This is a genomic window from Pseudomonas sp. H1_A03 (assembly GCF_054685145.1).
The window spans coordinates 3,505,575-3,530,620 of the sequence record NZ_CP162829.1 but is presented as its reverse complement, the minus strand read 5'-3'; the positions used below and the strand labels follow the sequence as shown (position 1 = coordinate 3,530,620).

Below are 25,046 nucleotides of genomic sequence, written 5' to 3'. Positions count from 1 at the left end.
TTCTTGTTAGGAGTTTATTTATGGCGCTGACGGCTGATAAAAATCGCCAGCAAAATGATCCCGCCCTTGATCACGCTTTGGACGTAGGGCGAAACGCCGAGCATGTTCAGGCCGTTGTTCAATACGCCGAGCAGCATGGCGCCGAGCAACGTGCCGACGATTACCCCACGCCCGCCGGCAATCGACGCGCCGCCAAGGACCACGGCAGCGATCGCATCGAGCTCGAACGACACGCCGGCATTCGGCTGGCCGCTCATCAAGCGTGAGGTCAGCACCAGCCCGGCAATCGCCGCCGTGAGGCCGCTGATGCCGTACACCAGCAACTTGAAGCGCGCGGCGCGCACGCCGGACAAACGCACCGCTTCTTCATTGCCGCCGATGGCGTAGATGTAGCGGCCGATGCGCGTGTGTTGCAGCAGCACATAGGCGGCGGCGTAGGTAATCAGCATGATCAGGATCGGCACTTCTATGCCGAACAGACTCTGGCGGCCGAAGAAGCCGAACCACTCCGGCAACCCGGAAATCGGGTAGCCGTCGGTGTACATCAGGCCCAGGCCACGGGCGATGCCCATGGTCGCCAGGGTGACGATGATCGGCGGCATGTGCAGGTAGGCCACGAACAGGCCGTTGCCAATGCCGAAGGCCACACCGATCAACATGCCCGCGCCAATCGCCAAACCTGGTGGCAGCCCCGCGACCATCAACCCGGCGGTAAGCGTGCCGGACAAGGCCATCACCGGCCCCACCGACAAATCGATGCCGCCAGTGAGAATCACGCAGGTCATGCCCACCGCGATAATCGCGTTGATCGACACCTGGCGGGCGATGTTCGACAGGTTGCTGGCGGTGAGGAACGTGTCGCTGGCGAGGATCATCACCAGGGTCACCACCACCAGCCCCACAAACGGATAAAACGCCGGCGAACGTACCAGCCGCGCCAGGTTCAGGCGCAGCCGGTTGCTGTCGCCGCTGCTAATGGACGTATTCACTTGAGCCCCCTGTTGCATGGCGCATGACCTCTTGAGGATTGACGGCAGACGCTTCGAGTACCTTGACGATGGCGCCCTTGTGGAACACTGCGACGCGGTCGCACATGCCGATGACTTCCGGCAATTCGGAGGAAATCATGATGATTGCGTAGCCCTGTTCGGTGAGGCTGCGCATCAGCGCGTAGATCTGCGCCTTGGCCCCCACGTCAATGCCACGGGTGGGTTCGTCGAACACCAGCACGTCGCAGTGGTGGTTGATCCAGCGGGCGATCACGACTTTCTGCTGGTTGCCGCCACTGAGGTTGAACACCCGGCTTTCGCTGCTCGGGGCTTTGATCGACAGCTGTTTCATCAGGCCTTCGACGCTCGCACATTCGCGGCTTTTGTCGATCAGGCCGGAGGCGTTCTGGTATTTGGGCAGGTTGTTCAGCGAGATGTTTTCGCGAATGCTGAAATCGGTGATCAGCCCTTCGCTCTTGCGGCTTTCCGGGAGCAGGCCGATCCCGTGGGCCAACGCTTGGGCCGGGTCATCGAGGGTGATTTTTTCACCGCGCAGCCACACCTCTTTGCTCACTGACGGCAGCGCGCCCATCATGCCCAGGGCCAGTTCGGTACGGCCGGAGCCGACCAAGCCGGCAAAGCCGAGAATTTCGCCCTTGTGCAATTGGAAGCTGTTGTGGGGGCCGTTGCGCACCAACTGGATGTCCTTGACCTCCAGCAACAGCGGGCCGCGTGCGGTGGTCGGTTTGGGCGGAAAACTGCATTCCAGGCGACGGCCTACCATCATCTCGACCAGGCGGTCGATGTCGCTGTCGGCCACATCGGTGACGCCGACATTGCCGCCGTCACGCAGCACGCTGATGCGGTCGCACACCTGGAAAATCTCTTCCAGGTGATGCGAGATAAAAATCACCGCCACGCCCTGGCGCTTGAGTTCGCGCATGATCTCGAACAACAGCTCGGCTTCGCTGGGCGTAAGGGTTGCGGTGGGTTCATCAAGCACCAGCAGGCGCGCATCCAGGGCCAGGGCCTTGGCGATTTCGACAAACTGCTGCTCGGCCACGCTCAGGTGCTTGACCGCGCATTGCAGGTCGATGGTCACGCCCAGGCGCTTGAACAAGGCCTCGCTGGCCTCGACCATCTCGCGCTTGCGCAGCAGGCCGAAGCGGTTGCTCAGCTCATGGCCGAGGAAGATGTTTTCCACCGCCGTGAGGTAGGGAATCAGGCTGAATTCCTGGAAAACGATACCGATACCGGCGGCAATCGCATCGCGATAGGTCGCGAACTGCTGCGCCTGGCCGTCGATCAGGATCTGGCCTTCGTCTTGATGCTCGACGCCGCCGAGGATCTTCATCAAGGTCGATTTGCCCGCGCCGTTTTCGCCGAGCAGGGCGTGGATTTCGCCGCGCTCGACTTGCAGGTTGATGGACTTGAGGGCTTGTACGCCCGGGTACCGCTTACAGATGTTTTCCAGCTTCAGAAGACTGCTCATGCCGCGACCTCGTATTCAGAAGGAAACCTTAAGCCCCACGGCTGGCGTGGGGCCTGGGCGATTTACCAGCTGAAATCCTTGGCTTTGGCCTGGTCGATCAGGGTGATGTCGACTGGAATGGTGGCCGGCACTTGCGAGCCCCACTTCTTCGCCAGGGCAATGCCCAGGGCGAGGCGGATCTGGTCGCGGGGGTATTGGGCCGAGGTTGCGATGAATTTGCTGCCGGGTTTCTGGATCGCCTTGATCGCCTCCGGCGCGCCGTCGACGCTGACCAGCTTCACGTCCAGGCCGCTGGCTTCGATGGCCGACAGAGCGCCGAGGGAGCCGTTGTCATTCACGCTGAAAATACCCTTGAGGGTGGGCTGGGCCTGCAGCATGTTCTCGGTGACGGTCAGTGCCTGGTCACGCTCCTGCTTGCCGTTCTGGATGCTGACAATCTTGATGTCCGGGTGCTTGGCCACCGCCTCTTTGCAACCGCGCACACGCTCCAGGATCGGCACCACGGCGATGCCATCTAGAATGGCGATATTGCCTTTGTTGCCAATGTTCTTGGCCAGGTATTCACAGGCCTGGAAGCCGGCGTCGAAGTTTTTCGAACCGACGAAAGAGTCGAGCGGGCCATCCGCCTGGGCGTCTACCGCGACAACCACCACACCGGCGGCGTGGGCAGATTTGACGGCCGACTGCACGCCCACCGAATCGGTGGGGTTGATCAGCAGGATATCGATGCCTTTTTGCAGCATGTCTTCGACGTCACTGACCTGCTTGGACACGTCATGGCGGGCGTCGGTGATGATCAATTTCGCGCCGATGGTTCCCCCGGCTTCTTCCAGGGCGTTTTTCATGGTGACGAAATAGGGGTTGTTGATTTCCTGGAAGGACGCGCCGATGCGGATCGGCTTGGCAGTGTCGGCAAACGCAGGGGAAGCGGTGCCGAGGGTGATGCTTACAGCCAATAAACACAGGGTTTTCGGAAGCATTTTCATGGCGTGGGTCTCTGTTTTTTTTTTATTTTTAGAGCAAATGTTATCGTTAACATTTTGCGAGAAACTAGCAAGGAAATTAGGCGTGTGCAAGCCCCCACTGGTCGGTCGGGGTGGGATAACACTCAAGAGCGAACTCGGATAAGTGTGGGAACTGGCTTGCCTGCGATGGGATCACCTTGGTCTGGCTGAAGGACCGAGGCGTCTGCATCGCAGGCAAGCCAGCTCCCACATTTGATTGGCCTTGCCTTCGAAAACTCGCACATTCCCCGCCACCAACTAAGCTCACGTTCTAACAATAAAAACACCGAGCTGCCCGCCATGGCCCACCCCACCGAGACCTTTCGCGCCCGCTACCGCGCCAACGTCGCGCGCCACTACAACCCCTGGCTTCATGCCAGTTTCGTGTTCGGCTACGGCGTTGCCTGCATCGGCCTGGCGTGGTCATCCACCGCCCATCTATCCGCATTGCAATGGCTGACCGTGCCCGTGACGCTGGTGTTCTTCAACCTCTGCATCTACCTGGTGCACCGCCACCTCGGCCACCATAAACATGCCTTGACTCGTTTGTTCTACGCGCGCCACACCGGTGATCACCACAGCTTCTTCACCCCCGGCCACATGACGTTCGACAGCCCCAGGGACTGGCGCGTCATCCTGTTCCCGGCCTGGCTGATCGTGTTGCACAGCCTGGCAATCACCTTGCCCGCCTGGTGGCTGCTTCAGCAACTGAGCCCCAACGTCGCCGGGCTGTTCGCCGGGTGCATGATCCTTGGGTATTTACTTTACGAAGTGTTTCACGCCTGCGAGCACTTGCCCGCCAACCACCCGGTGGCGCGCCTGCCGTGGATCCGCCAGATGCACCGGCTGCACGCCCTGCATCACCGCCGTGAGCTGATGCAGGGGCGTAATTTCAATATCGTGCTTCCCCTGATGGACTACCTGTTCGGCACCCTGCACTGGGAACCGACTCCCCACAACAACCAGGAATCCACATGAGTACCCGCCCAAGAAAACTGCGCCATCTGCTGTTTGTGCTGTTTCTGGCAGTGATCGCCTTTTTGCTGTTGATGCCGACCAGGGTGCAACCGGTGAATTGGACGCCGCCCAAGGCGCCCTCGATGAAAGACGGCCCCTACGCCGAGAACCAGCGCCTCAAGGGTGTGCAGAAAATCGGCGCCCAGGACATCACCGGGCCCGAGGCCTTGCTGCTGGATGCCCAGGGATTTTTGATCAGTGGCCTGCATGACGGACGCATCATCCGCACCTCGCCCGACAGCCGCAGCCTGGAAGTGCTGGCCAATACCGGCGGGCGCCCCCTGGGCATGGCGCTACACCCGGATGGTCGCCTGATCATTGCCGATGGGATCAAGGGGCTGCTTGCACTGGATGCCCAACGCCAACTCACCACCCTCAGCACCGGCGCCAATGACCTGCCGTTTGGCTTCACCGATGACGTTATCGTGGACGCCAGCGGACGTTATGCCTACTTCAGCGATGCATCGAGTCGTTGGGGTTACGGACAGGACGGTGAAGCGGTGATCGAGCATGGCGGTGATGGTCGGCTGCTGCGCTATGACTTCAGCAACGGCAACACCGATGTGCTACTGGACCAGCTGCAATTCGCCAACGGCGTGGCGTTGGGTCCGAATGAAAGCTATGTGCTGGTGAATGAGACCGGCGCCTATCGCATCAGCCGTTATTGGCTCAAAGGCGAACGAGCCGGCACCCATGATTTGTTCATCGACAACCTGCCCGGCCTGCCGGACAACCTCAGCTTCAACGGCAGGGACCGTTTCTGGGTGGCGCTGTACTCGCCGCGCAATCCACTGTTGGACAGCTTTGCCGGCTACCCCCTGCTGCGCAAGGTCATGGTAAGGGCGCTGCTGGTGGTGCCCAAACCCATCGAGCGCAAAGCTTTTGTGCTGGGGTTGGATACTGAGGGTAACGTCATCGCCAATCTGCAGGATGGCAGTGCTGGCAATTACTCGCCCATCACCACGGCCCGGGAGTATGGCAACTGGTTGTACCTGGGTTCGTTGAAAAGCACGAGCATGGCGCGCGTGCCATTGGCGCTGGCGTTGGCGCCCTGACGCAAAAAGGGCACACAGGCGCTCGGCCTGTATGCCCTCATTGCTTGCGGCTACACGCGTTTAGCTCTTGGTGCTGCTGAGCAAGGTTTGCTTGCACAGGTGACCAAAGCTGACGAACTCGGTGTTTTCACCGCCGACGCCAATGCCTGGGTATTCCAGCACCTCCATACGCCACACGCCGTAGTTGAAGTCGGTACGCCAGGTGTTGTTGTAGCCCTGGGAGTAATCGACAAAGGTGGTCTGGAAGTCACCGGCGCACGTGCCCACGTTGATCGTGCCACCGGCTTGGCCGGAGCTGTCGGTCGCCGCCGAATACGCCTTGTAGACGATATTGCCGGTGTCCGGGTTGATGTGCTGGTCGAGATAAACAATCGGGTGCAGCCCCACCAGTGGCGCGCCGGTGCTGTCGGACAGGTTCATTTTCCAGGTCAGGTTTCGATAAGCCTGGGTGGTCATGTAGCCGTAGCCCACATCAGACGCGGAATACGGGATGCGCAACACGTTGGCCTCGCCTTTCATATCCGGGTTGTCGACACGTGGGTTGGAACCAAAGGACAGGGTGTATTTACCCGTCGCGCTCCACGGCTCGTTCGGGTGCTGGTTCGGGCGCACCCGCACCTTGACCACACCGCCCACACCCGGACTCGGGATCGACGTCGAGACGATATTGGCACCTACGGTGACCCACTGGCTGCCATCGAAGCGCTCAAGGATCCATTTGCCACGGGTGCTGCCGCTGGCGGCATCGGCCGACAGGGCAATGCCCACGCTCTGGCCACGCACGGCGGTGAAGTCGAAGTAATCGACATCATCGAGGCTGTCGGCGTTGCCGCTGATGTAGTTCAGGGTGTCCGGCAGTTGAAAGGCCGTGTCCGGCGTGTCATTCGGTTCGAAGGCATCGATATTGGCATTGACCGCCACACCGAACTGGAAGCTCGAACCCGAGACAGCCGCATTGGCTTCCATGAACCAGTAGTAGTCACCCGCCGGCAATACGCCGCTGAGGCTTTCGTCACCGGTACCGGGGTTATTGGAAGTGCCCAGCGGGATCGGATTGCCTTGGCCATCGTCCTGGAACAGGGTCAAGGACATGTCGGTACCGGCTGTCTGGCCGACCAGCAGCGCATTGATCCGGGCCGTCTGCGGCAGGTTGAAGTGGTAGCACAGCAGGTCACCGGTTTGCACACCATTGACCGTGTACAACTCATTCACGTCCAGCGTGGTTTCACAGCCTTGGACCAGCGCCGCTTGCACGGCGGTGGCTGGCTGAGCGCCGGTTTTCTTGACCTGGGTTACCGGGGCAGGTGCGCTGTGGTCTTCCACCACCGAGTCGGCCTTGGCCTTCGCGGCGAACACCGGCTTTTTCAGTTGGGCGCCTGCGTTCAGTTGCTTTTTCAGCGCCGCCGAAGCCTTGGTGGCCGGGACTTTGCCAGCGGCTTTCAGGCTTTGCTTGATGTCAGGTTTAACGGCTTGCGCAGCGAGGTGAGGGTATTGCTCGGCCAGGGCAAAGGCCGAAACGAAGCAGGAGGCCGCCATGGCCGCGCCCAACATAAAGGCTTTTTTCGATTTCATTTTTTATCCATCCATAGTTAAAAAGTGAAGCTCAGGTGACATCCGGTCACCTGGGATGGAATCTAGCCAACAACTGTATGCATGTCCAGTATTTTTGCAGGGATCTTTTCGCCTAATACCCCGTCATCTCCAGATACCCCACCCCACCGTCAAACTGTACCGGCCCTTCCCAGTACGGAATACTCAGGTTCATCCAGGCGTTTGGGTTGACGGCCTGGGGGGTGATATCCAGCTGTTTTCCAGGAATTTTCAGCGACCAGCGTGTGGGAATCTTGCGGCCGTCAATGTCGGTGGTTTCCAGCGGTTTCAGCTCGATATCCGCGTTGTGCAGGGTTTGCGTACGCCCCTCGTGATCAATCCAAGTGCCGGTCATATACGACGCGCCATCGGTTTGTCGCACGCGGAACAGCATCAACTGCTCGCCCCGGTCCAGGTGCAGGGAGAACCAGTCCCAGCCGGTCTGGTTGGCGGTCAGCGGTTGGCTGCTCCACTCGCGGTCGAGCCAAGCCGGGCCAGTGACTTGGTACGCCTTGCCGTCGATGCTGACGCTGCCCTTGGCGCTGAAAAACGGCTGGCTGTAGTAGTACGACGCCTGGCCCTGGTCGGATTTGCGGCTGTAGCCGCCCTCGCCCTGCAGCACCAACGGGCGGCTGGAAGTGAGGTGCAAGTCATAGGCGAATTGCGCGCCGTTGGCCTTGAGCTGCATGTCCGCCAACGCGCTCGCGGCACCGGGGCGGGTGGCGAAACTCCAGTCGTCAATCCAGGCGCAGAACGGCACCGCCTGGACGCCGGCCTGGCCGACCCCACCTCGGGCGTAGCGCTCCGCAGCATAGTGGTGGGTGGCGGAAGTGACAGCGGCGTGCCCAAGCCAAATGGTCGAGTCGTGCCAGCCCGCTTGCGTCGGCCCTGCCTTGAGGGCATTGCGAAACAACGTCCATTGCACGCCGAATAGATTGCCTTGTTCATCCTTGAGGTTGGCGGTGACGTACCACCACTCAATGCGAAAGCCTGCGTGCGGGCCGTGGTCCTCGGGAAAGCTGAAGACCTTGCCGGGCACCACCTGGGCAAAATCCGCCGCGTCACTGCCCAACCCGGCAAAGCTCTCTTGCGGCTCTGGGACTTTGTCGCAAGCGCCCAGTAACAATAAAAACGCCCACAACAGGCACTTAATCTTCATTGGCAAACGTCCTCAACAAATCCGCAGGACGGCTGCGGTATAACTGCCACAACGGCCAGGCCGAGGCCAGCAAGGTCGCGAGCATCGCCAACCCGAGCAATTGAGCGAGCTGCCACGGGAACACCTGCAACGGCAGGCGCCAACCAAAGGCCTGCACATTGATCACGGCGTCCAGGCACCAGGCCAACAGCAGGCCAAGCGGCAACGCCAGCACCAGCGTGAGTACCGCCAACAGCCAAGTCTGGCCCAAGTTGAGCAGCATCAATTGCCGGCGCGTGACACCCAATGCCCACAGCGGTGCAAGTTGGCCAAGGCGGCTCTGGCTCTGGGTCAACAGGCTGATAAACAGCGCGACACCGGCCACACCCAACGTCAGGCTGTTCAACGCGGCAGTGGCGGCGAACGTACGTTCGAACACTTGGCTCGACCAGCCCTTGAGTTGCTGTTGGTCGACGATGCGACTGTCTTCCAGGGCAAAGGCGCGTTGCACCTCACGCACCAGCGGCGCCACGTCCGACGGTGAAACCCGCAGGTTGAAACGCGCCGGTGACAGCGTCGGCCAGTGGGCCAACAGGTGCTGGGCATTGACCAGCACGTGGCCCTTGGGGTTGCCGTAATCGGCGTAGATCCCCACCAGTTTGGGCGCCCACACGCCGTGTGGCGTGGGGATGCTCACGCTATCACCGAGCTGCACACCGAGCCTGCGCGCGAGTTGCTCGCTGAGCATCAAGGTGTCGCCTTGCTGCAACTGGTCCCACGGTTCATTCGTCGCCTCAAGCAACGGCCAGTGCTGGCGATAGGTCGGGTCGTCGACCACGCCAAACAGGTCCGCTGGCCAGCCCTGCAATTGCACCGCGACCTGCCAGGTGGGCAGCACCGTTTTTACCAACGGTTGTTGCGCCAGCCAATGACTGAGCTGCTGCGCCTGCGCCGGGTTTTGCGGGTTGAGGTACAGCTCGGCGGTGAGACGCTGCTCCAGCCAGTTATTGAATGTGTGACGAAAACCCGAGGTCATGGAACCCGCGCCAATATTCGCGGCCAGGGCCAATAGCAAAGCCATCAGCGCAAGGCTCAACGCCGGCAACTGCTGGCGGCAGTCCGCCAGAAACCATTGGCCGAGCACCGAACGGCTGCGCCCCAACACGGCTTTGAGCAGGCCATTGAGCACCACCGGCAAACCGAGGGCAGCGCCAAGCAACAAGGCGGCCATCAGCACAAAGCCGGCGGCCAGGCTATTGCCCAACCACAGCGCCAGCACCGCGATCAGCAGCGCAGCACTGGCCACCCAACCTTGACGGCGCAACCAGCGTCCATGCGCCTCATGCCAGGCCTGGGCGTTGGCCAGCGCCAGCAAGGGCAAGCGCGCCGCCCGCCATAAGCTGCTGGCGCCAGCGAGCAACGCGCCGAACAAGCTCAAGCCCAATCCCGCGCCCCACCACCACGGGCTCAGGCTTAACTGCCCCGCCACCTCGGCGCCATACAAGCCACGCAGGCTGGCCGCCACATCCGGCAGCAACAGACTGGCCAACAGGTAGCCGCTCGCCACGCCAAGCACGCCACCCAACAATGACAACACGCCCAGTTCGACACTCAGGCTGACGATCAACATCCGCACGCTGACCCCGCAGGCACGCAAGGTGCGCAACAGCCCGCGCCGCTGCTCCAGGGCCAGGCCGATGGCGGCGTGCACAATAAACAGCCCCACCACAAACGACAGGAAGCCCAGCGCATCGAGGTTCAGGTGAAAGCTATCGGTGAGGCGCGCGAGGTTGTTGTCCTCGCCCTGCTTGAGTTGCAATCCGGCGGGCGGCGTGGGGTGGCCGGCGGCAAAAGCCTTGTCCACCAGCAGGCGCGACAGGCGCTCGGGCAGCTCCAGCACAGGTTGGGCAAAACCAATATCGGTGAGCAACACGCCGGGCGCCATATCCGGTTGGGCTTGCAGCGGCGGCAGTGTATGGCCGCTCAGGGTAGTCGGCTGCTGGCCTTCGTGCAGCCCCAGGACCTGCAAGGTCTGCGGCGCGATCCACGTGCGCCCCGGCGGTTCGAAAAACGCCAGCATCTGCGCCTGGCTCAAGCGCTGACCCGCCACCGCGCCACTGCCGGGCAACGACACCGGGTCGATGCCCATCAACTGCAAGCGAACATCCTCCAGCCCCTTGAGCTGCACGCGCCCCTGCACCACCGGCGACACCGGCCAACCGGCACGACGCAGTTGGGCAAACACCGCCTGTGGGAAAGCGGCCTCGTCCGGCGCACTGAGGCTGGCCTGCGGCTCACCCCCGATCAATTGGCTGGCGCGGGCGTAGCTGTCGCGCGCCTGGCTGTTGAGCGCTTGCACGCCAATCAACAGCGCGGTGGCCAGCCACAGGCCGGTGAGCACGCTGAAGAACTGCACGGGATGCCGCCGCCAGTGGCTGAGCAGCGCGCGTAATGTCCAATAAAACACCGCCATCTCAAGCAGCGCCTGCCGGTACGACACGGCCGCGGTGCAGCACCACCTGCCGGTCCAGCCGTGCGGCAATGCGCGGGCTGTGGGTGACCATCAACAGGCTGGTGGGGCTGTCGCGCAGCAAATCGAGCAGCAGTTGCAGGACTTCATCGCTGGTGGCTTCGTCAAGGTTGCCGGTGGGTTCATCGGCCAACAACAGGCCCGGTCGTGACGCCAAAGCCCGCCCCACCGCGACCCGTTGCTGCTGACCACCGGAGAGTTGTTCCGGGTAGCGCTTGAGCAGATCACCCAGGCCCAGGCGTTCCACCAGTTGCGCCTGCCACTGGGGGTCAAACCGCCCCGCCAGCCGCGCCTGGAACGCCAGGTTGTCCTCGACCCGCAAGCTGCCGATCAGGTTGAACTGCTGGAATACCAGGCCGATTTGCGTACGCCGCCAATGCGCCAGTTGCGCCTCGCTGAGCTGATCGAGGCGCTGCTCACCCACCTGGATACTGCCGCCATCCACCCGATCCAGCCCGGCCACCAGGTGTAACAGGGTGCTCTTGCCGCTGCCCGATTCGCCCATCAACGCCAGGCTGCTGCGCTCGGCCAGGAGCAGATCGACGCCGGCCAACACCGCTAACGAACCCTGGGGGGTGGCATAGCTTTTAAACACTCCTTGCACCTGCAACATGGCAACACTCGTTTGATGGGCGGCAATCGAGAATAACGGCTGCTGCTCCCAACCACGCAAATTTTTCACATTGATTTCACCGGCTGCCCACTCACTGCACTTTAAATTGCCGGCCATGGGTCATTCGTCGGCAACTTGTTAGTTGCCACGCCTGACAACTTTTAACCACAACATGTTCAGCGAAAAGACAGCCCGCCTGTGACAGCCTCTGGCACCACTACGGGCATCCGCCAACACGTTGCGATCAACTAACACGACACTGCCAACAATGCCCATGGTGAATGAAGTGGTTGACCTTACCCTGACCAAACCGCGCTCGCGCCGAGCCTTGAGCAAGCGCCTGCGACCGCTATGGTTGGGGCTATTCGTGGTCGGCCTGCTGGTCGCCGGCAACCTGCTCTGGCACGCCTCGCCACGCGACCTGGGCGTCAGTGATCGCCTGCTGACTTCCCACGTGCTGCCCCTCTGGCGCGACGGTGACCTGATCGTACTGGTGCGCCACGAAGAGCGCTGCGACCGCTCGGCCAACCCTTGCCTGGGCCCCGTGGAAGGCTTGACGATCAACGGTAGCCAGCAGGCGGAAACCCTGGGCAACGCCTTTAAAACACTGGGCATGGAGGGCAGCGACGTACTGGCCAGCCCCGCGATCCGCACGGCTCAGACGCTGCGCTTCATGTTTGGCAAAAACGAAGTGACCTCCGGCCAGCAAGCCGTCTGCGGCGCGGCCATGGGTGAAGAGCTGCTCAGCCACAAAACCCCGGGACGCAACTTGGTTTTCGTCACCCACAGCGGCTGCATTGCCGACTTCGAAGCCACCCTCGGCTTTCCCCACGCCACGTTCCCCCAGTACGGCAGTGCGCTGTTCGTACAGGTATTGCCCCACGGCAAATTCAAGACCTTGGGCATCGTCAACAATCCCGACTGGCCCGCCGCTCTTAAACAACTCTATTAACTCACCCTTCGGCCTGTTCAGCAAAAAGACAGCCCTGTTCTGGCATGTTTAGTTGCGCCTTTTAATTAAGGACGTCATGACTATTTCCCGCAATTCAGTGAATGCTGTGACTATTCCCGTTATTAGTTCATTACTTCAAACGTCCGCCACTAAACGTCAAGGAGCGACGTTTTCATGAATCGATTAAAACCCCTGCCGGTAGTGTTGCTGGCGTTTGTCGCGTTTTACCTGTTGCCCCTGGGCCTGCACGGCTTGTGGACCCCGGACGAAACCCGTTACGCCCAGATCAGCCAGGAGATGCTGCAAAGCGGCAACTGGTTGGCGCCGCACTTCATGGGTATCCGCTATTTCGAAAAACCCGCCGGCGGCTACTGGTTGATCGCCCTGGGCCAGGCAGTGTTTGGCCAAAACCTGTTCGGTGTGCGCATCGCCTCAGCCGTGACCAGCGGCCTGAGCGTGCTGCTTGCCTACCTGATTGCCCGCCGTCTGTGGAATGATCCGCGCAAAAGTTTCGCCTGCGCCCTGCTCTACCTGAGTTTCGGGCTGGTGGCCGGGCAAGCGGGCTACTCCAACCTCGATCCGCAATTCACCTTGTGGGTCAACCTGAGCCTGGTCGCCCTGTGGTTTGCACTTGAAAGCGCCACGACGCGTGCTCGCCTATGCGCCTGGGGCGTGCTGGGCCTGGCCTGCGGCCTGGGTTTCCTGACCAAAGGCTTCCTGGCCTGGGCCCTGCCGGTGTTGATTGCCGTGCCCTACATGCTCTGGCAACGCCGGCTGGGCGAGTTGCTGCGCTATGGCCCGCTGGCCATGGCGGTTGCGGTGTTGGTGTGCCTGCCGTGGGCGCTGGCGATCCACCTTCAGGAACCCGACTTCTGGCGCTTCTTTTTCTGGAATGAACACATCCGCCGCTTCAGCGCCGACAACGCGCAACACGTGCGCCCGTGGTGGTTCTTTCTGCCGATCATCGCGGTGTCTTGCCTGCCGTGGGCAGGTCTGCTGCCCGCCACCCTGCGCAAGACCTGGCAGGAAAAGCGCCAGCCGGCGATCACCTTCCTGGCCCTGTGGTTGCTGCTGCCGCTGGGCTTCTTCAGCCTGAGCAACGGCAAGCTGCCGACTTATATCATGCCGTGCCTGCTGCCCCTGGCATTGCTGATGGGGCATACCCTGGTCGACCTGATCCGCACCGGCCGCGCCCGCACAATCTGCCTCAATGGCCTGCTCAACTTCGTGATCGGCATGGTCGCCATGATCGGCTTGATCTATCTGCAGATCGCTCGGCCGCTGTACAGCAACAGCCACGCCGAGATGTTCAGCCTGTCCCTGGCTTTTATCGTGTTACTGGTGTGGATCCTCGCCAACTTGTTGCAAGCGTTTCGCCCGCTGACGTTGTGGGCAATGCCGGTGCTGGGCATCGGCCTGCTGGTGACCCTGCTGCCAGCGAGCATGCCGGCGTGGATCGCAGATAACGAAATGCCCGACCAGTTCGTGCTCGAACACCTTGAAGAACTGCAGCAGACCAACGCGCTGTTGAGCAATGAACTGAGCAATGCCAGCGCCCTGGCCTGGCGCCTGAAACGCCCGGAAGTGGCGCTGTATGACACCGAAGGCGAACTGCGCTACGGCTTGCAATACGCGGGGTCGGTACATCGCAAAGTCGAATTGGAGGAGGTACAAACCTGGCTCAAGGACGCGCGCCAGCACGGCTCGGTAGGCGTGCTGATGCGGGTCAACAGCACCAGTGAAATGCGCGAAGCGGGGCAACTGCCGCCTGGGGGCAAACGCTACTACAAGGGTTGCCTGGAACTGATCATCTACCCGAAATCGGCCTGAGGGCGGCATTCTGGATAACTGAACGCGGTGATCCTGCTGCTGTTACTGGGCGTGGTCTATCCCTTTGGCAGGCTGGCGGCATGGGTAAATGCCTCATCCAGGCTGTTACCACCGTACGTGCTCATGAAGCTTTGCGCGTCAGTGAAACGGTTGAATCGCCGCTGGCTAAGCATGTAAAAGTCATCGCAATGCGTGACGATCTCATCGACGTTGTGCGATGAAACCAACACCGCGACACCTTCCGCCGCCGCCCCCTCCAGGCATCGCCAAATGTGATAACGAAACTCAGGGTCTACACCCGCCGTGGGTTCGTCCAGTATCACCAGGTCCGCGTTGGCGCAGAGCAATGACAAAGTGAAAAACCAACGCTTTTCTCCGTAGCTACAGAGGGAGGATTTTTTGTTCCAAATGTCGCAATACCTTTCTGCAATGCCGGGGCTCCACTTTCCGATCCTCTCCAAAGCGTGTTGTTGAGTGACCTGTGTTTCAGAGCAAAAGAGCATGGTCATTTTGAAGATGTCGAACATGCGAAACACAGGGGGTGTGTTGATGATTTGCGACAGATAAAGCAGTTTGGAAAAAGAGTTGTTTATCTCACCGCCCGCTATCTTCTTCAGGCCACAAATCACATCGAAAAACGTGGTTTTTCCGGAGCCATTGGGTCCTAACAACCCTGAAATTGAACCCGCCTCAATTGTCAGAGTCGCATGCTGCAACAAAATGTGAGAGGCATACCTGACGTCAAGAGCGTTTACGATAAGCCGTTTCATCAATAACGACTCCATACGGGGTTAATACGTAAAAAGCGAAACATCAAAAAGAACGAAACTACCAACAACACGACAACCAGTAGAACAACCAACCAACACTCCGCCACCCCGACTAACATAACCTTGTTTGCCCACCCCATCGGATTAAAAAAACTGACAATGGCAAAGGCTGGACTGGAAGAACCAGAACTCATAATCCCAAGCGCCAGCATCGCTAACGACAACATGGAAAAGACAGTACTCGCATTCTTGAAGCCCAGCGGCACCAGCGTCAGCAATAGCGAAGGTATGGAAAAAATAAGAAAACATATATAAAACCGCGCAACCACAACTAAGTACTCAGCGCCGTTAAAAACGCCAAAAGAATGACGCGCGAGCACATAGAAGACAGTGCAATACAGTACTGCAACAACCGAATACGCGAGAAACTGCCCAATAAGAAAGATAATTCTTGTTCGGCCCGTATAAACGAATGATCGCAGAAAGCCACTTTCCCTCGGACCCACTATGTAAAACGCCAGACCAAATAGCGCCACACTTGACGCTACAAACGCGTAAAACCAGGAAGTGCCAGACAAATAATCGACAGACGCATCACTTACTGGAGTCTTAGCATAGGTGATCAAATAGTAGGTCACCACGGGAGACACCACTGTCCAAAATAATGCAATAGGCTCTTTTAATTGTTCTTTTATGAATAGCGCCGCGAGTGAAAATGGCGCGAACAATAAATATGGCTTCATTATTCACCTCACGGAAATGGGACCATCCTCTCTAATAATGCACCGCCTATCAACCAGCAACGAAAACAATGTAGCTCTACCGGAGAAAACCGCAATAGTTATAAAAATTTAGCGTAGGAAAGTTGACTATTCCAATTAGGAAGTTTCACTCACCACTTTCAGAATTCCAATAATTGCGCAAAACGCCAAAGTTTATTCCAGCCTTCCTCATCAAATGCGACCTTGCATAAAATCAATACGATACGACTTACCAAATAATAAAAAACAGAAAGCGCCAACTCAGATATTTTTTGTAGGATGAGGATTATTCCTACAAGCATGCATAAAACAATCCGACAAATGGCACAACTCATATCGCGCGCCCGAACAGATATGCAACCCTAACTTGACTCCGCTTCGTCGTTTAGTTGCGAGCTAGTCTTGTGGACTGGCAATCCCCTCACCTGCGCCTGCACGGCCCGCCCCTCGGCCCGATTGCGAATAAACCCAGCCCGAGTGAACCGTTCCAGAAACGGCACCGGCAACGCTTTGTCAGGGGTTATCGCAGAATGCTCGGCCACATCCCCAAACAAGGTGTAAGCCGCACTCGGCAAGTGCCGGGTGTTGAGGTCGCTGGTCAGCCGCCCTTCCTGCAATACGATCGCGCGGTTGGTGACCCGTTGCAGGTCGGACAGGCGCTGGGATATGTAGAGGATGGCCACGCCTTGTGCGCGCTGGCTGTCGATCAGGCCAAGCAGGCGTTCGGTGTCGGGTTCCGGCAAGGCCGCGGTGGGTTCGTCGAGGATCAGGAGCCTGGGTTGCAGGGCAAAAGCGCGGGCCAGTACCAGCAGTTGGCGATCCGCCTGGCCGAGGCGTTCGACCGGGTATTGCAGCGGCAGGTCCAGGCCCAGGCCGGCAGCGATGGCTTCGGCGCGTTGTAACAGGCTCTTGCGGTTGAGCAGAAAATCCACGTCAGGCTGCCCCAACTCATCGAGCAACAGGTTCTCAGCCACGCTCAGGCCAGGGGCGATGGCGTCGTCGGGCTGTTGGTGCACGGCCACAATGCCGACTCGGCGTGCCGACAAGGGCGAGGTAAAGCGTTGGCGTTGCCCATCCACCCACAGTTCGCCAGCATCCGGCGCCAGGATGCCGCTGAGGATGTTGACCAGGGTAGATTTTCCCGCCCCCGCAGCGCCGAGCAGCGCCACGCCCTCCCCCGGGTAGATATCCAGGTTGATCTGATCCAGTGCCCATTGGGCGCCAAAGCGCTTGCACAGGCCAAGCAGGCGGACCAGCGGCTCGGGGGCAACGGGGTTGCTCATGGCTAATCTCTAAGGCGGAACAATGACTCATTGCAACGCGCCAGGGCGCTGATTTATGCAAAACAACAATGAGTTAGGCACCAAATTAAATGCATTACCTCATGAACAATCCAATAGCTGAATCGCATATCAAAAATATTTTGAGTTATAAGGCCCTTGTCAGCAGCTCGTTGAGCGCTTGGCTGACGGCGATCCGCTGAAACGATTAAAGAGTTGTAGGACATTGGCTATGTTTGGCCGCTATTGGATTTCATGGTCGCCTAAAAATAGTAATTATTGCTTAATTATCAACAAGTTAACGAAAATCAAAAAAACCTTTGGTTTTTTGCATCCGGAATTGCCTCTCAGAAACGTCGAATTAATGACGTTGTTTTTATGGCACTTTGTGTCCATCGTTTCTGCTACATGCGTAGGACGAATCCCCTAGGTAACTACAATTTCGAGTACCAACTCTGGTGTGTGAGCCACGGATCGCCCCGCAGAGGCCAGAGAATTTGCAGACGGTTTTCGACATCAAGGATGAGATGGCAATGAGCTTGACCCGCACTATTGCGAACACCCAGAGCCCGAATTTCTATGCCGAAATGGGCGAGTTGATTGCCAACAGTGGGCACGCCGACTTCGCCGCGCACATGCTGCACCTGGTGGACAAATGGGTACCGATCCACCTGGTGGACCTCAGCGAATGGACCCTCGACGAGCTACGCGACCGCGTGCTCGATATCACGTTGCTCGGCAGCGCTGGCCAGACGCAGGACCTGCCGCCGCCCCAGCCGCTGAACTCCATGGACGACCACCCGTTGCTGCGGGAAATGCTCGGCATGCAGGACCCGCTGCTGATCCAGCTAAAGGCCAAGGCCAAAAGCGCGTACCCACGCGGCACCTCGCACCAGTGCAACCTGGTGTCGCGCCAGGGCAAACGGCGCTTTGTGATTTCGTTTTATCGCCCGCCCAACCAGCGCGGGTTCTCCCTGGCCGAGTTGTCGTTTCTCAAGTGCCTGTCGGACACCCTGCTGCCACTGATCGAGTTCCATGCGCAGAGCCTGCGCCAGGCACCGCACGCCGAAGTCGAACCGGCCCACACGTTGCTGGAACAATCGCAATTGCAGCGTGAGTTCTACAAGCGCCTGTCCCTCGGCGACATCACCCTCTCGGCACGCGAGCAGGAGGTGTGCCTCGGTCTACTGACGGGCGGCACCGTGCCGCAGATGGCGGAAAAACTCAGCGTGAAGAACAGCTCCATCGAAACCTACCTCAAGCGCGCTGCTGCGAAGTTGGGCGTCAGTGGGCGACATGGTTTGGCCAAATGGATGATCGGTGTTTGATGAATAAATTGAGCGCATTCGCGAGGGTAGGCGCCTGAAGTGTCAGCGCAAACCCGACTGTCGCAGCCGATACTCTCCCGGCGTCAGCTGCGCATAACGAAGGAAAAACCGGCTGAAATACGCCGGGTCCTTGAAACCCAACTGGTAGCAGATTTCGTTCGCGGAGCTGCCGGTAAACAGCAGTAGGCGCTTGGCTTCCTGCATCACGCGTTCCAGGATCAGGCGCTTGGACGGTAGATCAGCCAGGCGTCGACAGACTTCATTCAGGCGTGCCTCGGTCACGCCAATCCCCTCGGCATACCGCACCAGCGGCCAGTGCTCCAGATAGTGGGCCTCGATCAATTCGTTGAAGCGATGGAAGATGCGCAGGTCCTCATGGCGGGTCGGGCGCGCGGGTAACGAGTGCGCGCACAGGCGCAGCAAGCGAATCATGATCAGCCGCGTGAGGCTCTCCAGCGCAGCGGCGCGCCCTGCCCGTTCAGCGTTGATCTCATCGTTCAAGTCTTCAAACAGTTGATCCAGGCCGTGGTCACCCGCCGTCAGCGCCACACAGGCTGCGCCAGAGGCAAGGCTGGGGTCGGCGTCAATCACTCCCCACACAAGTTGCTGGCGCACGGTCAGCACATGTCCGTCGGCATCCGCTTCGGTAACAAAAGCGTGCGGCACCGTGGGCGGAGTGAGGAAAAACATCGGCCCGGACTCCACGTACTGGCGGTCATCCAGATACACCCGCACCGCACCGCTCTTCACGTAATGCACCTGGAAAAAACGGTCATGCCGATGCACGGGCATGTTGCGCCCGAAAAAACCCGCCAGGTTGCCGAGCTTGTCGTAATGCACCTCGGCATCGCTGTAACGCTGGTCGTAGACCTGCCCGATGTTGATGTTGGGAATCGGCTGCACGTTGTCACCTGGTTCTTGTTTGAGTGCCGTTGGATTTTGCCACGCTTGACGGTAGTTAACATATTAATTATAACGTTAACAACTTAACGAACTGCCTATGCAGCAGTCGCCACCGTCAGGAGAAACGCATGAGCCGTACCCTGCATGATGTTGCCAGCGGCACCCTGTTCGGCGTTGCGCTGAACTACCGGGGCCTGCTGGACCAGCATCTCGCCGCCTTCCAGCAGGCGCCCTACCAGAAGCCGCCGACCAAGCCCGTGCTGTTTATCAAAACCCCGAATACGCGCAACGGGCACAACGCCGTGGTGCTGCATCCACAGGGTGAACGCCTGCAACCCGGCCCCGCCCTGGGTGTGGTGATCGGCCAGCGTGCGAGCCGCGTCAGCCTGGAAAATGCCATGGCTCATGTGGCGGGCTACGTGGTGGTCAACGAGTTCAGCCTGCCGGAAGACAGCTACTACCGCCCCGCCGTCAAAGCCAAATGCCGCGATGGCTTTTGCGTCCTCGGGCCACACCTTGTCCCGCGGGATCAGATTGCCAACCCAAACAAGCTGAGCCTCAAACTGTCGGTCAACGGCGAACTGCGCCAGGAAAACTCCACCGCCAATTGGGTCCGCGATATCCCGCAATTGATCGCCGAGATCAGCGAATTCATGACCCTGCATCCCGGCGATGTGCTGATCACAGGCACCCCTGAAGGCCGCGTGGATGTGCTGCCTGGCGACAAGGTTGAGGTCGAGATCAGCGGCGTGGGCCGCCTTTTTAGCCATATTCAAGCGGAGACTCAAGCATGAAACACGCCCGCATCCGCTTTGAAGATAATGTCCACGCTGTGCAGGTCGAGGCCGATAACGCCGTGCGCCTGAGCGATGGTCGCCTGCTCGCCGAGGATCAGGTGGAATGGCTGCCACCGGCCACCGGCACCATGTTCGCCCTCGGTTTGAACTACGCCGACCACGCCGCCGAGCTGGCCTTCACCCCACCCACGGAACCGCTGGCCTTTATCAAGTCCGTCGGCACCTACACCGGCCACCGCCAACTCACCTGGCGCCCGGACAACGTCGCCTACATGCACTACGAGTGCGAGCTCGTGGCAGTGATCGGCAAGGTCGCACGCAACGTCAAGCGCGCCGGCGCCCTGGATTACCTGGCCGGCTATACGGTGTGCAACGACTACGCGATCCGCGACTACCTGGAAAACTACTACCGCCCCAACCTGCGCGTAAAAAACCGCGACGCCACCACCCCGGTCGGCCCGTGGATCGTCGATGTCGCAGACGTACCCGACCCGAGCAACCTGAAGCTGCGCACGTGGATCAACGGTGAACTGCGCCAGGAAGGCAGCACCCGCGACATGATTTTCGATATCCCCTACCTCATCGAATACCTGTCCAGCTTCATGACTCTGCAACCCGGCGACATGATCGCCACCGGCACGCCCGAGGGCCTGGCCGATGTGGTGCCCGGCGATGAAGTGGTGGTGGAAGTCGAAGGCGTGGGCCGGCTGGTCAACCGAATTGTCAGCGAGACGGAATTCTTCTCCGTCCGTAAAGAGGCGTGAGAGACATGATCAAACACTGGATCAACGGCCGTGAAGTCGAAAGCAAAGACACCTTCATCAATTACAACCCGGCCACTGGCGAGGCGATTGGTGAAGTCGCCAGCGGCGGCCCGGAGGAAGTCGCGCAAGCCGTAGCGGCAGCCAAGGCAGCGTTCCCCAAGTGGGCCAACACCCCAGCCAAGGAACGTGCACGCCTGATGCGCAAGCTCGGTGAGCTGATCGAGCAGAACGTGCCGCACCTGGCCGAACTGGAAACCCTCGACACCGGGCTGCCGATCCACCAGACCAAAAACGTATTGATTCCGCGCGCCTCGCACAACTTCGACTTCTTCGCCGAAGTCTGCACACGTATGGACGGCCACAGTTATCCGGTGGACGACCAGATGCTCAACTACACCCTGTACCAACCGGTGGGCGTGTGCGGGTTGGTGTCGCCGTGGAACGTGCCGTTCATGACCGCCACCTGGAAGACCGCGCCGTGCCTTGCCCTGGGCAATACGGCGGTGTTGAAGATGTCGGAACTGTCGCCGCTGACCGCCAATGAACTGGGGCGCCTGGCGCTAGAAGCCGGGATTCCCAACGGCGTGCTCAACGTGATCCAGGGTTATGGCGCCACGGCGGGCGATGCCCTGGTACGTCACCCGGATGTGCGCGCTATTTCCTTTACCGGCGGCACCGCCACCGGCAAGAAAATCATGCAGACCGCAGGCCTGAAAAAGTACTCCATGGAGCTGGGCGGCAAGTCGCCGGTGCTGATCTTTGAAGACGCTGATCTGGAGCGGGCCCTCGACGCGGCGCTGTTCACGATCTTTTCGCTGAACGGCGAACGTTGCACCGCCGGCAGCCGCATTTTTATCCAGGAAAGCGTCTACCCGCAGTTTGTCGCCGAATTCGCCGCCCGCGCGAAACGCCTGATCGTAGGGGACCCGCAAGACCCGAAGACCCAGGTCGGCTCGATGATCACCCAGGCGCATTACGACAAGGTCACCGGCTACATCAGGATTGGTATCGAGGAAGGTGCGACCCTGCTCGCCGGTGGCCTGGAACGGCCAGCCAACTTGCCGGCGCACTTGAGCCGCGGCCAGTTTATCCAGCCGACGGTATTTGCCGACGTGAACAACAACATGCGCATCGCTCAGGAAGAAATCTTCGGCCCGGTGGTGTGCCTCATTCCCTTCAAGGACGAGGCCGAGGCCCTGCAACTGGCCAACGACACCGAGTACGGCCTGGCCTCCTACATCTGGACCCAGGACATCGGCAAGGCCCATCGCCTGGCGCGCGGTATTGAAGCCGGCATGGTATTTATCAACAGCCAGAACGTGCGCGATTTGCGTCAGCCGTTCGGTGGGGTGAAAGGTTCAGGTACCGGTCGCGAAGGTGGCCAGTACAGCTTTGAAGTGTTTGCCGAGATCAAGAACGTGTGCATTTCCATGGGCAGTCATCACATCCCGCGTTGGGGCGTGTAATTCGGGACATGCTAGCTGTCCTGTGGGAGCCGGGCTTGCCCGCGATGCGGTGCCTCAGGAGAACGCGTCGATGCCATCGCAGGCGAGCCAGCTCCCACAGGGATCTCATTGTCATTACAAGAATAATTATTCAGGAGAATCATCATGGGCGAAGTGGTCCTGGCGGCGAAGATCTGCCACGTACCGTCGATGTACCTGTCGGAACTGCCCGGCAAGCATCACGGCTGTCGCGACGCGGCGATTGCCGGGCACAAGGAAATCGGCCGCCGCGCCCGCGAGCTGGGCGCCGACACGGCGGTGGTGTTTGACGTGCACTGGCTGGTCAACAGCGGTTATCACATCAATTGCGGCGAGCAATTCCAGGGCACCTACACCAGCAACGAGCTGCCGCATTTCATCAAGAACATGGACTACGCCTACCCCGGTTGCCCGGAACTGGGCGAGCTGATCGCCGCCGAGGCCAACCTGGCCGGCGTGCGCAGCATGGCCCATAACATCCCGAGCCTGGAGCTGGAATACGGCACGCTGGTGCCCATGCGCTACATGCACATGGGCGTGCCGGAGGATGAGAAATTCAAGGTCATTTCGATCGCCGCGTGGTGCGCCTGGCACCGCCTGGAAGACAGCTTTGCCTTCGGTGCCGCCGTACGCCGGGCGATCGAGAAGAGCGATCGCAAGGTGCTGGTGCTGGCGTCCGGCTCGCTGTCCCACCGGTTTTCGGACGACCGCGAGGCCGAGGCGAATATCCACAACTGGACCCGCGAGTTCGACAAACAGATGGACCTGCACGTGGTGGAAATGTGGAAGCAAGGCCGTTTCAAAGAGTTCTGCGCGATGCTGCCGGACTACGCCGAACACTGCTTTGGCGAAGGCAAGATGCACGACACCGCCATGCTCCTGGGCCTGCTCGGCGGGCCGGAATATGCCCAGCCGGCGGAGATCATTACGCCGCCGTTCGGCAGTTCGGGCACCGGCCAGATCAACGCGATTTTCCCGCTATAGAACTGGGAGAAACCCATGCCGCATTTTATCGCCGAGTACACCGACAACATTGAACAGCAGGCCGACCTGCCTGGCCTGTTTGAAAAGGTTCACCGCGTGTTGGGAGACAGTGACGTGTTTCCCTTGGGCGGTATTCGCAGCCGCGGCGTGCGCCTGGACACCTGGCGCATGGCCGATGGCAAGCACGACTACGCCTTTGTGCACATGACCCTCAAGGTCGGCCATGGCCGCGACCTGGCCACGCGCCAGGCGGTGGCCGAGGCGTTGTTTGCGCTGATCACCGAACACTTCGCCCCGTTGCAGGCGCAACGCTTGCTGGCACTGTCATTCGAGATGGTCGAGTTACATCCGCAGCTCAACTACAAGCTGAACAATGTGCATGCGTTCCTGAACAACCCGGCGGGCTGAATCCCGCCGCTCCCCTCACGGCCACTCAGACAAAAAGTACAACATCATGAGCACAGCCCAATCCACTGCCAGCCGCGCGCTGGCCGAGCACGACCGCACCCATCGTTTGGTGACGTGGCGCCTGATGCCGCTGTTGCTGGTGTGTTACCTGTTCGCCCATCTGGACCGCATCAACATCGGCTTCGCCAAGATGCAGATGAGCAGCGACCTGCATTTCAGCGACACGGTCTACGGTTTCGGCGCCGGACTGTTCTTTATCGCCTACGCGCTGTTTGGCGTGCCGAGCAATATCGCACTCGACCGCGTCGGCCCCAGGCGTTGGATCGCCAGCCTGATGGTGGTGTGGGGCGTGTTGTCCACCGGCATGCTGTGGGTGGAGAGCGCGCGTGGTTTCTATGTACTGCGCTTTTTGCTGGGGGTCGCCGAGGCCGGTTTTTTCCCCGGGATCCTGGTGTTTCTCAACCGTTGGTACCCTGCGCGGCGCAGGGCCCAGGTCACGGCGTTGTTTGCGATTGCGGTACCGATGGCCGGTGTGTTGGGCGGGCCCTTGTCCGGGGCGATCCTCGAACATTTCCATAATGTGGGCGGCATGCGCGGCTGGCAGTGGATGTTCTTGATCGAAGGCCTGCCCGTGGTGTTGCTGGGGCTGGTGGTGCTCAAGTGGCTGCCGGATAGCTTTGACTCGGCGCGCTGGCTTACGCCTGAGCAGAAACAACAACTGTACGCCCAACTGCGCAGCGAAGAACAGCGCAAGACCATCACCTCGTTCGGCGGCATCCTGCGCGACCCGCAGGTGTGGTTGCTGGTGGCGGTGTATTTCGCCGTGATGCTGGCGGTCAACACGCTGGCGTTCTGGATGCCCACCCTGATCCACGGCGCCGGCATTGGCCGCGACAGCCAGGTCGGCCTGCTCAGCGCCGTGCCGTACCTGGCCGGGTGTTTCTTCATGATCGGCTGCGGGCGTTCATCCGACCGCCATCGCGAACGCCGCTGGCACCTGTGTGTGCCGCTGCTGATGGCCGCCGTCGGCATCGCCGTGGCCGGCCTGGCGCCGGGAAATCCATTGCTGGTGATGGGCGGGCTGGTGGTCGCCGGCATGGGCGCCAGTGCAGCGTTGCCGATGTTCTGGCAACTGCCGCCGGCGTTTCTGTCCAACACGACCCAAGCGGCCGGCATCGCCATGATCAGCTCGTTCGGCAGCATCGCCGCGTTCCTCGCGCCGTATCTGATCGGCTGGATGCGCGACGCCACCCATAGCGCCAGCCTGGCCCTTTACGTACTCGCCCTGTTTATCGCCCTCGGCGGCCTGCTGGTGCTGCGCACCCACGCTGCCATCGTTAACCCACACTAAGGACGC

At 60.1% G+C, this 25,046-nt stretch carries 22 protein-coding genes; 11 read left to right on the top strand and 11 right to left on the bottom strand.

Annotation, left to right across the window (positions count from 1 at the left end):
* Positions 1-14: 14 nt before the first annotated feature.
* The 3 genes from AB4O35_RS16350 to AB4O35_RS16340 form a co-directional block, all read right to left on the bottom strand.
* Positions 15-1,007: an ABC transporter permease gene (locus AB4O35_RS16350; RefSeq protein WP_065890830.1), complete on the bottom strand. Its 993-nt coding sequence runs from the start codon at positions 1,005-1,007 to the stop codon at positions 15-17.
* The gene (locus AB4O35_RS16345; RefSeq protein ID WP_065875977.1) at positions 973-2,481 is read right to left on the bottom strand and encodes a sugar ABC transporter ATP-binding protein; all 1,509 of its coding nucleotides are present in this window, start codon (positions 2,479-2,481) and stop codon (positions 973-975) included. Before AB4O35_RS16345 ends, AB4O35_RS16350 begins: the two co-directional genes overlap by 35 nt.
* 62 nt (positions 2,482-2,543) lie before the next feature.
* Positions 2,544-3,467, bottom strand: a complete 924-nt coding sequence (locus AB4O35_RS16340; RefSeq protein WP_065890709.1) for a substrate-binding domain-containing protein — start codon at positions 3,465-3,467, stop codon at positions 2,544-2,546.
* A 318-nt stretch (positions 3,468-3,785) separates the two neighbouring features.
* Here AB4O35_RS16340 and AB4O35_RS16335 point away from each other — a divergent pair, with 318 nt between their 5' ends.
* Positions 3,786-4,463, top strand: a complete 678-nt coding sequence (locus AB4O35_RS16335) for a sterol desaturase family protein (protein WP_065875975.1) — start codon at positions 3,786-3,788, stop codon at positions 4,461-4,463.
* Positions 4,460-5,557 carry an SMP-30/gluconolactonase/LRE family protein gene (locus AB4O35_RS16330; RefSeq protein ID WP_065890708.1) on the top strand — a complete coding sequence of 366 codons (1,098 nt, stop codon included), beginning with the start codon at positions 4,460-4,462 and terminating at the stop codon, positions 5,555-5,557. The genes AB4O35_RS16335 and AB4O35_RS16330 overlap by 4 nt, the downstream gene beginning before the upstream one ends.
* A 60-nt stretch (positions 5,558-5,617) precedes the next feature.
* Here the strand turns inward: AB4O35_RS16330 and AB4O35_RS16325 are convergent, their stop codons facing one another.
* The 4 genes from AB4O35_RS16325 to AB4O35_RS16310 all read right to left on the bottom strand — a co-directional run bounded on the left by AB4O35_RS16325 (position 5,618) and on the right by AB4O35_RS16310 (position 11,428).
* On the bottom strand, positions 5,618-7,129 hold the full coding sequence (locus AB4O35_RS16325) for a hypothetical protein (RefSeq protein ID WP_065890707.1): 1,512 nt from the start codon (positions 7,127-7,129) through the stop codon (positions 5,618-5,620).
* Positions 7,130-7,241: 112 nt separating this feature from the next.
* On the bottom strand, positions 7,242-8,306 hold the full coding sequence (locus AB4O35_RS16320) for a lipocalin-like domain-containing protein (RefSeq protein WP_065945918.1): 1,065 nt from the start codon (positions 8,304-8,306) through the stop codon (positions 7,242-7,244).
* On the bottom strand, positions 8,296-10,758 hold the full coding sequence (locus AB4O35_RS16315) for an ABC transporter permease (RefSeq protein WP_065890705.1): 2,463 nt from the start codon (positions 10,756-10,758) through the stop codon (positions 8,296-8,298). The genes AB4O35_RS16320 and AB4O35_RS16315 overlap by 11 nt, the downstream gene beginning before the upstream one ends.
* A gap of 1 nt (position 10,759) precedes the next feature.
* The gene (locus tag AB4O35_RS16310; RefSeq protein WP_065880970.1) at positions 10,760-11,428 is read right to left on the bottom strand and encodes an ABC transporter ATP-binding protein; all 669 of its coding nucleotides are present in this window, start codon (positions 11,426-11,428) and stop codon (positions 10,760-10,762) included.
* A gap of 274 nt (positions 11,429-11,702) precedes the next feature.
* On the opposite strand from AB4O35_RS16310, the gene pmrG reads away from it, so the two are divergent.
* Together pmrG and arnT are read left to right on the top strand one after the other, a co-directional pair.
* Positions 11,703-12,380: a lipopolysaccharide core heptose(II)-phosphate phosphatase PmrG gene (pmrG, locus tag AB4O35_RS16305; protein WP_065876019.1), complete on the top strand. Its 678-nt coding sequence runs from the start codon at positions 11,703-11,705 to the stop codon at positions 12,378-12,380.
* 174 nt (positions 12,381-12,554) lie between these two features.
* Positions 12,555-14,210 carry a lipid IV(A) 4-amino-4-deoxy-L-arabinosyltransferase gene (gene arnT, locus AB4O35_RS16300; RefSeq protein ID WP_065890704.1) on the top strand — a complete coding sequence of 552 codons (1,656 nt, stop codon included), beginning with the start codon at positions 12,555-12,557 and terminating at the stop codon, positions 14,208-14,210.
* 56 nt (positions 14,211-14,266) lie between these two features.
* Here arnT and AB4O35_RS16295 read toward each other — a convergent pair whose 3' ends face one another.
* The 3 genes from AB4O35_RS16295 to AB4O35_RS16285 form a co-directional block, all read right to left on the bottom strand.
* The gene (locus tag AB4O35_RS16295) at positions 14,267-14,980 is read right to left on the bottom strand and encodes an AAA family ATPase (protein WP_065890703.1); all 714 of its coding nucleotides are present in this window, start codon (positions 14,978-14,980) and stop codon (positions 14,267-14,269) included.
* Positions 14,980-15,723, bottom strand: a complete 744-nt coding sequence (locus AB4O35_RS16290) for an ABC transporter permease (protein ID WP_065945917.1) — start codon at positions 15,721-15,723, stop codon at positions 14,980-14,982. The genes AB4O35_RS16295 and AB4O35_RS16290 overlap by 1 nt, the downstream gene beginning before the upstream one ends.
* Positions 15,724-16,103: 380 nt before the next feature.
* Positions 16,104-17,024, bottom strand: a complete 921-nt coding sequence (locus AB4O35_RS16285; protein WP_065945916.1) for an ATP-binding cassette domain-containing protein — start codon at positions 17,022-17,024, stop codon at positions 16,104-16,106.
* A 530-nt stretch (positions 17,025-17,554) separates the two neighbouring features.
* Between AB4O35_RS16285 and AB4O35_RS16280 the strand changes: the two genes are divergently transcribed.
* On the top strand, positions 17,555-18,349 hold the full coding sequence (locus AB4O35_RS16280) for a helix-turn-helix transcriptional regulator (RefSeq protein WP_065945915.1): 795 nt from the start codon (positions 17,555-17,557) through the stop codon (positions 18,347-18,349).
* Between the two features lie 42 nt (positions 18,350-18,391).
* Here the strand turns inward: AB4O35_RS16280 and hpaA are convergent, their stop codons facing one another.
* Positions 18,392-19,252 carry a 4-hydroxyphenylacetate catabolism regulatory protein HpaA gene (gene hpaA / locus AB4O35_RS16275; RefSeq protein ID WP_065875967.1) on the bottom strand — a complete coding sequence of 287 codons (861 nt, stop codon included), beginning with the start codon at positions 19,250-19,252 and terminating at the stop codon, positions 18,392-18,394.
* 128 nt (positions 19,253-19,380) lie between these two features.
* On the opposite strand from hpaA, the gene AB4O35_RS16270 reads away from it, so the two are divergent.
* The 6 genes from AB4O35_RS16270 (at position 19,381) to AB4O35_RS16245 (ending at position 25,040) form a co-directional block, all read left to right on the top strand.
* Positions 19,381-20,046 carry a fumarylacetoacetate hydrolase family protein gene (locus tag AB4O35_RS16270; protein ID WP_065875966.1) on the top strand — a complete coding sequence of 222 codons (666 nt, stop codon included), beginning with the start codon at positions 19,381-19,383 and terminating at the stop codon, positions 20,044-20,046.
* On the top strand, positions 20,043-20,813 hold the full coding sequence (locus AB4O35_RS16265; RefSeq protein ID WP_065875965.1) for a fumarylacetoacetate hydrolase family protein: 771 nt from the start codon (positions 20,043-20,045) through the stop codon (positions 20,811-20,813). Before AB4O35_RS16270 ends, AB4O35_RS16265 begins: the two co-directional genes overlap by 4 nt.
* A 5-nt stretch (positions 20,814-20,818) precedes the next feature.
* Positions 20,819-22,279, top strand: coding sequence for a 5-carboxymethyl-2-hydroxymuconate semialdehyde dehydrogenase (gene hpaE, locus AB4O35_RS16260; RefSeq protein WP_065875964.1), 1,461 nt, complete (start codon positions 20,819-20,821; stop codon positions 22,277-22,279).
* 144 nt (positions 22,280-22,423) lie between these two features.
* Complete coding sequence (gene hpaD / locus AB4O35_RS16255; protein ID WP_065880940.1) at positions 22,424-23,281, top strand: 3,4-dihydroxyphenylacetate 2,3-dioxygenase; 858 nt, start codon at positions 22,424-22,426, stop codon at positions 23,279-23,281.
* Between the two features lie 15 nt (positions 23,282-23,296).
* Positions 23,297-23,689, top strand: a complete 393-nt coding sequence (locus AB4O35_RS16250; protein ID WP_065875962.1) for a tautomerase family protein — start codon at positions 23,297-23,299, stop codon at positions 23,687-23,689.
* Positions 23,690-23,735: 46 nt separating this feature from the next.
* Positions 23,736-25,040 carry an MFS transporter gene (locus AB4O35_RS16245; protein ID WP_065890700.1) on the top strand — a complete coding sequence of 435 codons (1,305 nt, stop codon included), beginning with the start codon at positions 23,736-23,738 and terminating at the stop codon, positions 25,038-25,040.
* The last annotated feature ends 6 nt before the right edge of the window (positions 25,041-25,046 follow it).

What these genes read in the sequence shown, in the direction of transcription:
- AB4O35_RS16350 (WP_065890830.1), bottom strand. Translation starts at nt 1,007, where the DNA reads ATGCAACAGGGGGCTCAAGTGAATACGTCCATTAGCAGCGGCGACAGC.
- AB4O35_RS16345 (WP_065875977.1), bottom strand. Translation starts at nt 2,481, where the DNA reads ATGAGCAGTCTTCTGAAGCTGGAAAACATCTGTAAGCGGTACCCGGGC.
- AB4O35_RS16340 (WP_065890709.1), bottom strand. Translation starts at nt 3,467, where the DNA reads ATGAAAATGCTTCCGAAAACCCTGTGTTTATTGGCTGTAAGCATCACC.
- AB4O35_RS16335 (WP_065875975.1), top strand. Translation starts at nt 3,786, where the DNA reads ATGGCCCACCCCACCGAGACCTTTCGCGCCCGCTACCGCGCCAACGTC.
- AB4O35_RS16330 (WP_065890708.1), top strand. Translation starts at nt 4,460, where the DNA reads ATGAGTACCCGCCCAAGAAAACTGCGCCATCTGCTGTTTGTGCTGTTT.
- AB4O35_RS16325 (WP_065890707.1), bottom strand. Translation starts at nt 7,129, where the DNA reads ATGAAATCGAAAAAAGCCTTTATGTTGGGCGCGGCCATGGCGGCCTCC.
- AB4O35_RS16320 (WP_065945918.1), bottom strand. Translation starts at nt 8,306, where the DNA reads ATGAAGATTAAGTGCCTGTTGTGGGCGTTTTTATTGTTACTGGGCGCT.
- AB4O35_RS16315 (WP_065890705.1), bottom strand. Translation starts at nt 10,758, where the DNA reads ATGGCGGTGTTTTATTGGACATTACGCGCGCTGCTCAGCCACTGGCGG.
- AB4O35_RS16310 (WP_065880970.1), bottom strand. Translation starts at nt 11,428, where the DNA reads ATGTTGCAGGTGCAAGGAGTGTTTAAAAGCTATGCCACCCCCCAGGGT.
- pmrG (WP_065876019.1), top strand. Translation starts at nt 11,703, where the DNA reads ATGGTGAATGAAGTGGTTGACCTTACCCTGACCAAACCGCGCTCGCGC.
- arnT (WP_065890704.1), top strand. Translation starts at nt 12,555, where the DNA reads ATGAATCGATTAAAACCCCTGCCGGTAGTGTTGCTGGCGTTTGTCGCG.
- AB4O35_RS16295 (WP_065890703.1), bottom strand. Translation starts at nt 14,980, where the DNA reads ATGAAACGGCTTATCGTAAACGCTCTTGACGTCAGGTATGCCTCTCAC.
- AB4O35_RS16290 (WP_065945917.1), bottom strand. Translation starts at nt 15,723, where the DNA reads ATGAAGCCATATTTATTGTTCGCGCCATTTTCACTCGCGGCGCTATTC.
- AB4O35_RS16285 (WP_065945916.1), bottom strand. Translation starts at nt 17,024, where the DNA reads ATGAGCAACCCCGTTGCCCCCGAGCCGCTGGTCCGCCTGCTTGGCCTG.
- AB4O35_RS16280 (WP_065945915.1), top strand. Translation starts at nt 17,555, where the DNA reads ATGAGCTTGACCCGCACTATTGCGAACACCCAGAGCCCGAATTTCTAT.
- AB4O35_RS16270 (WP_065875966.1), top strand. Translation starts at nt 19,381, where the DNA reads ATGAGCCGTACCCTGCATGATGTTGCCAGCGGCACCCTGTTCGGCGTT.
- AB4O35_RS16265 (WP_065875965.1), top strand. Translation starts at nt 20,043, where the DNA reads ATGAAACACGCCCGCATCCGCTTTGAAGATAATGTCCACGCTGTGCAG.
- hpaE (WP_065875964.1), top strand. Translation starts at nt 20,819, where the DNA reads ATGATCAAACACTGGATCAACGGCCGTGAAGTCGAAAGCAAAGACACC.
- hpaD (WP_065880940.1), top strand. Translation starts at nt 22,424, where the DNA reads ATGGGCGAAGTGGTCCTGGCGGCGAAGATCTGCCACGTACCGTCGATG.
- AB4O35_RS16250 (WP_065875962.1), top strand. Translation starts at nt 23,297, where the DNA reads ATGCCGCATTTTATCGCCGAGTACACCGACAACATTGAACAGCAGGCC.
- AB4O35_RS16245 (WP_065890700.1), top strand. Translation starts at nt 23,736, where the DNA reads ATGAGCACAGCCCAATCCACTGCCAGCCGCGCGCTGGCCGAGCACGAC.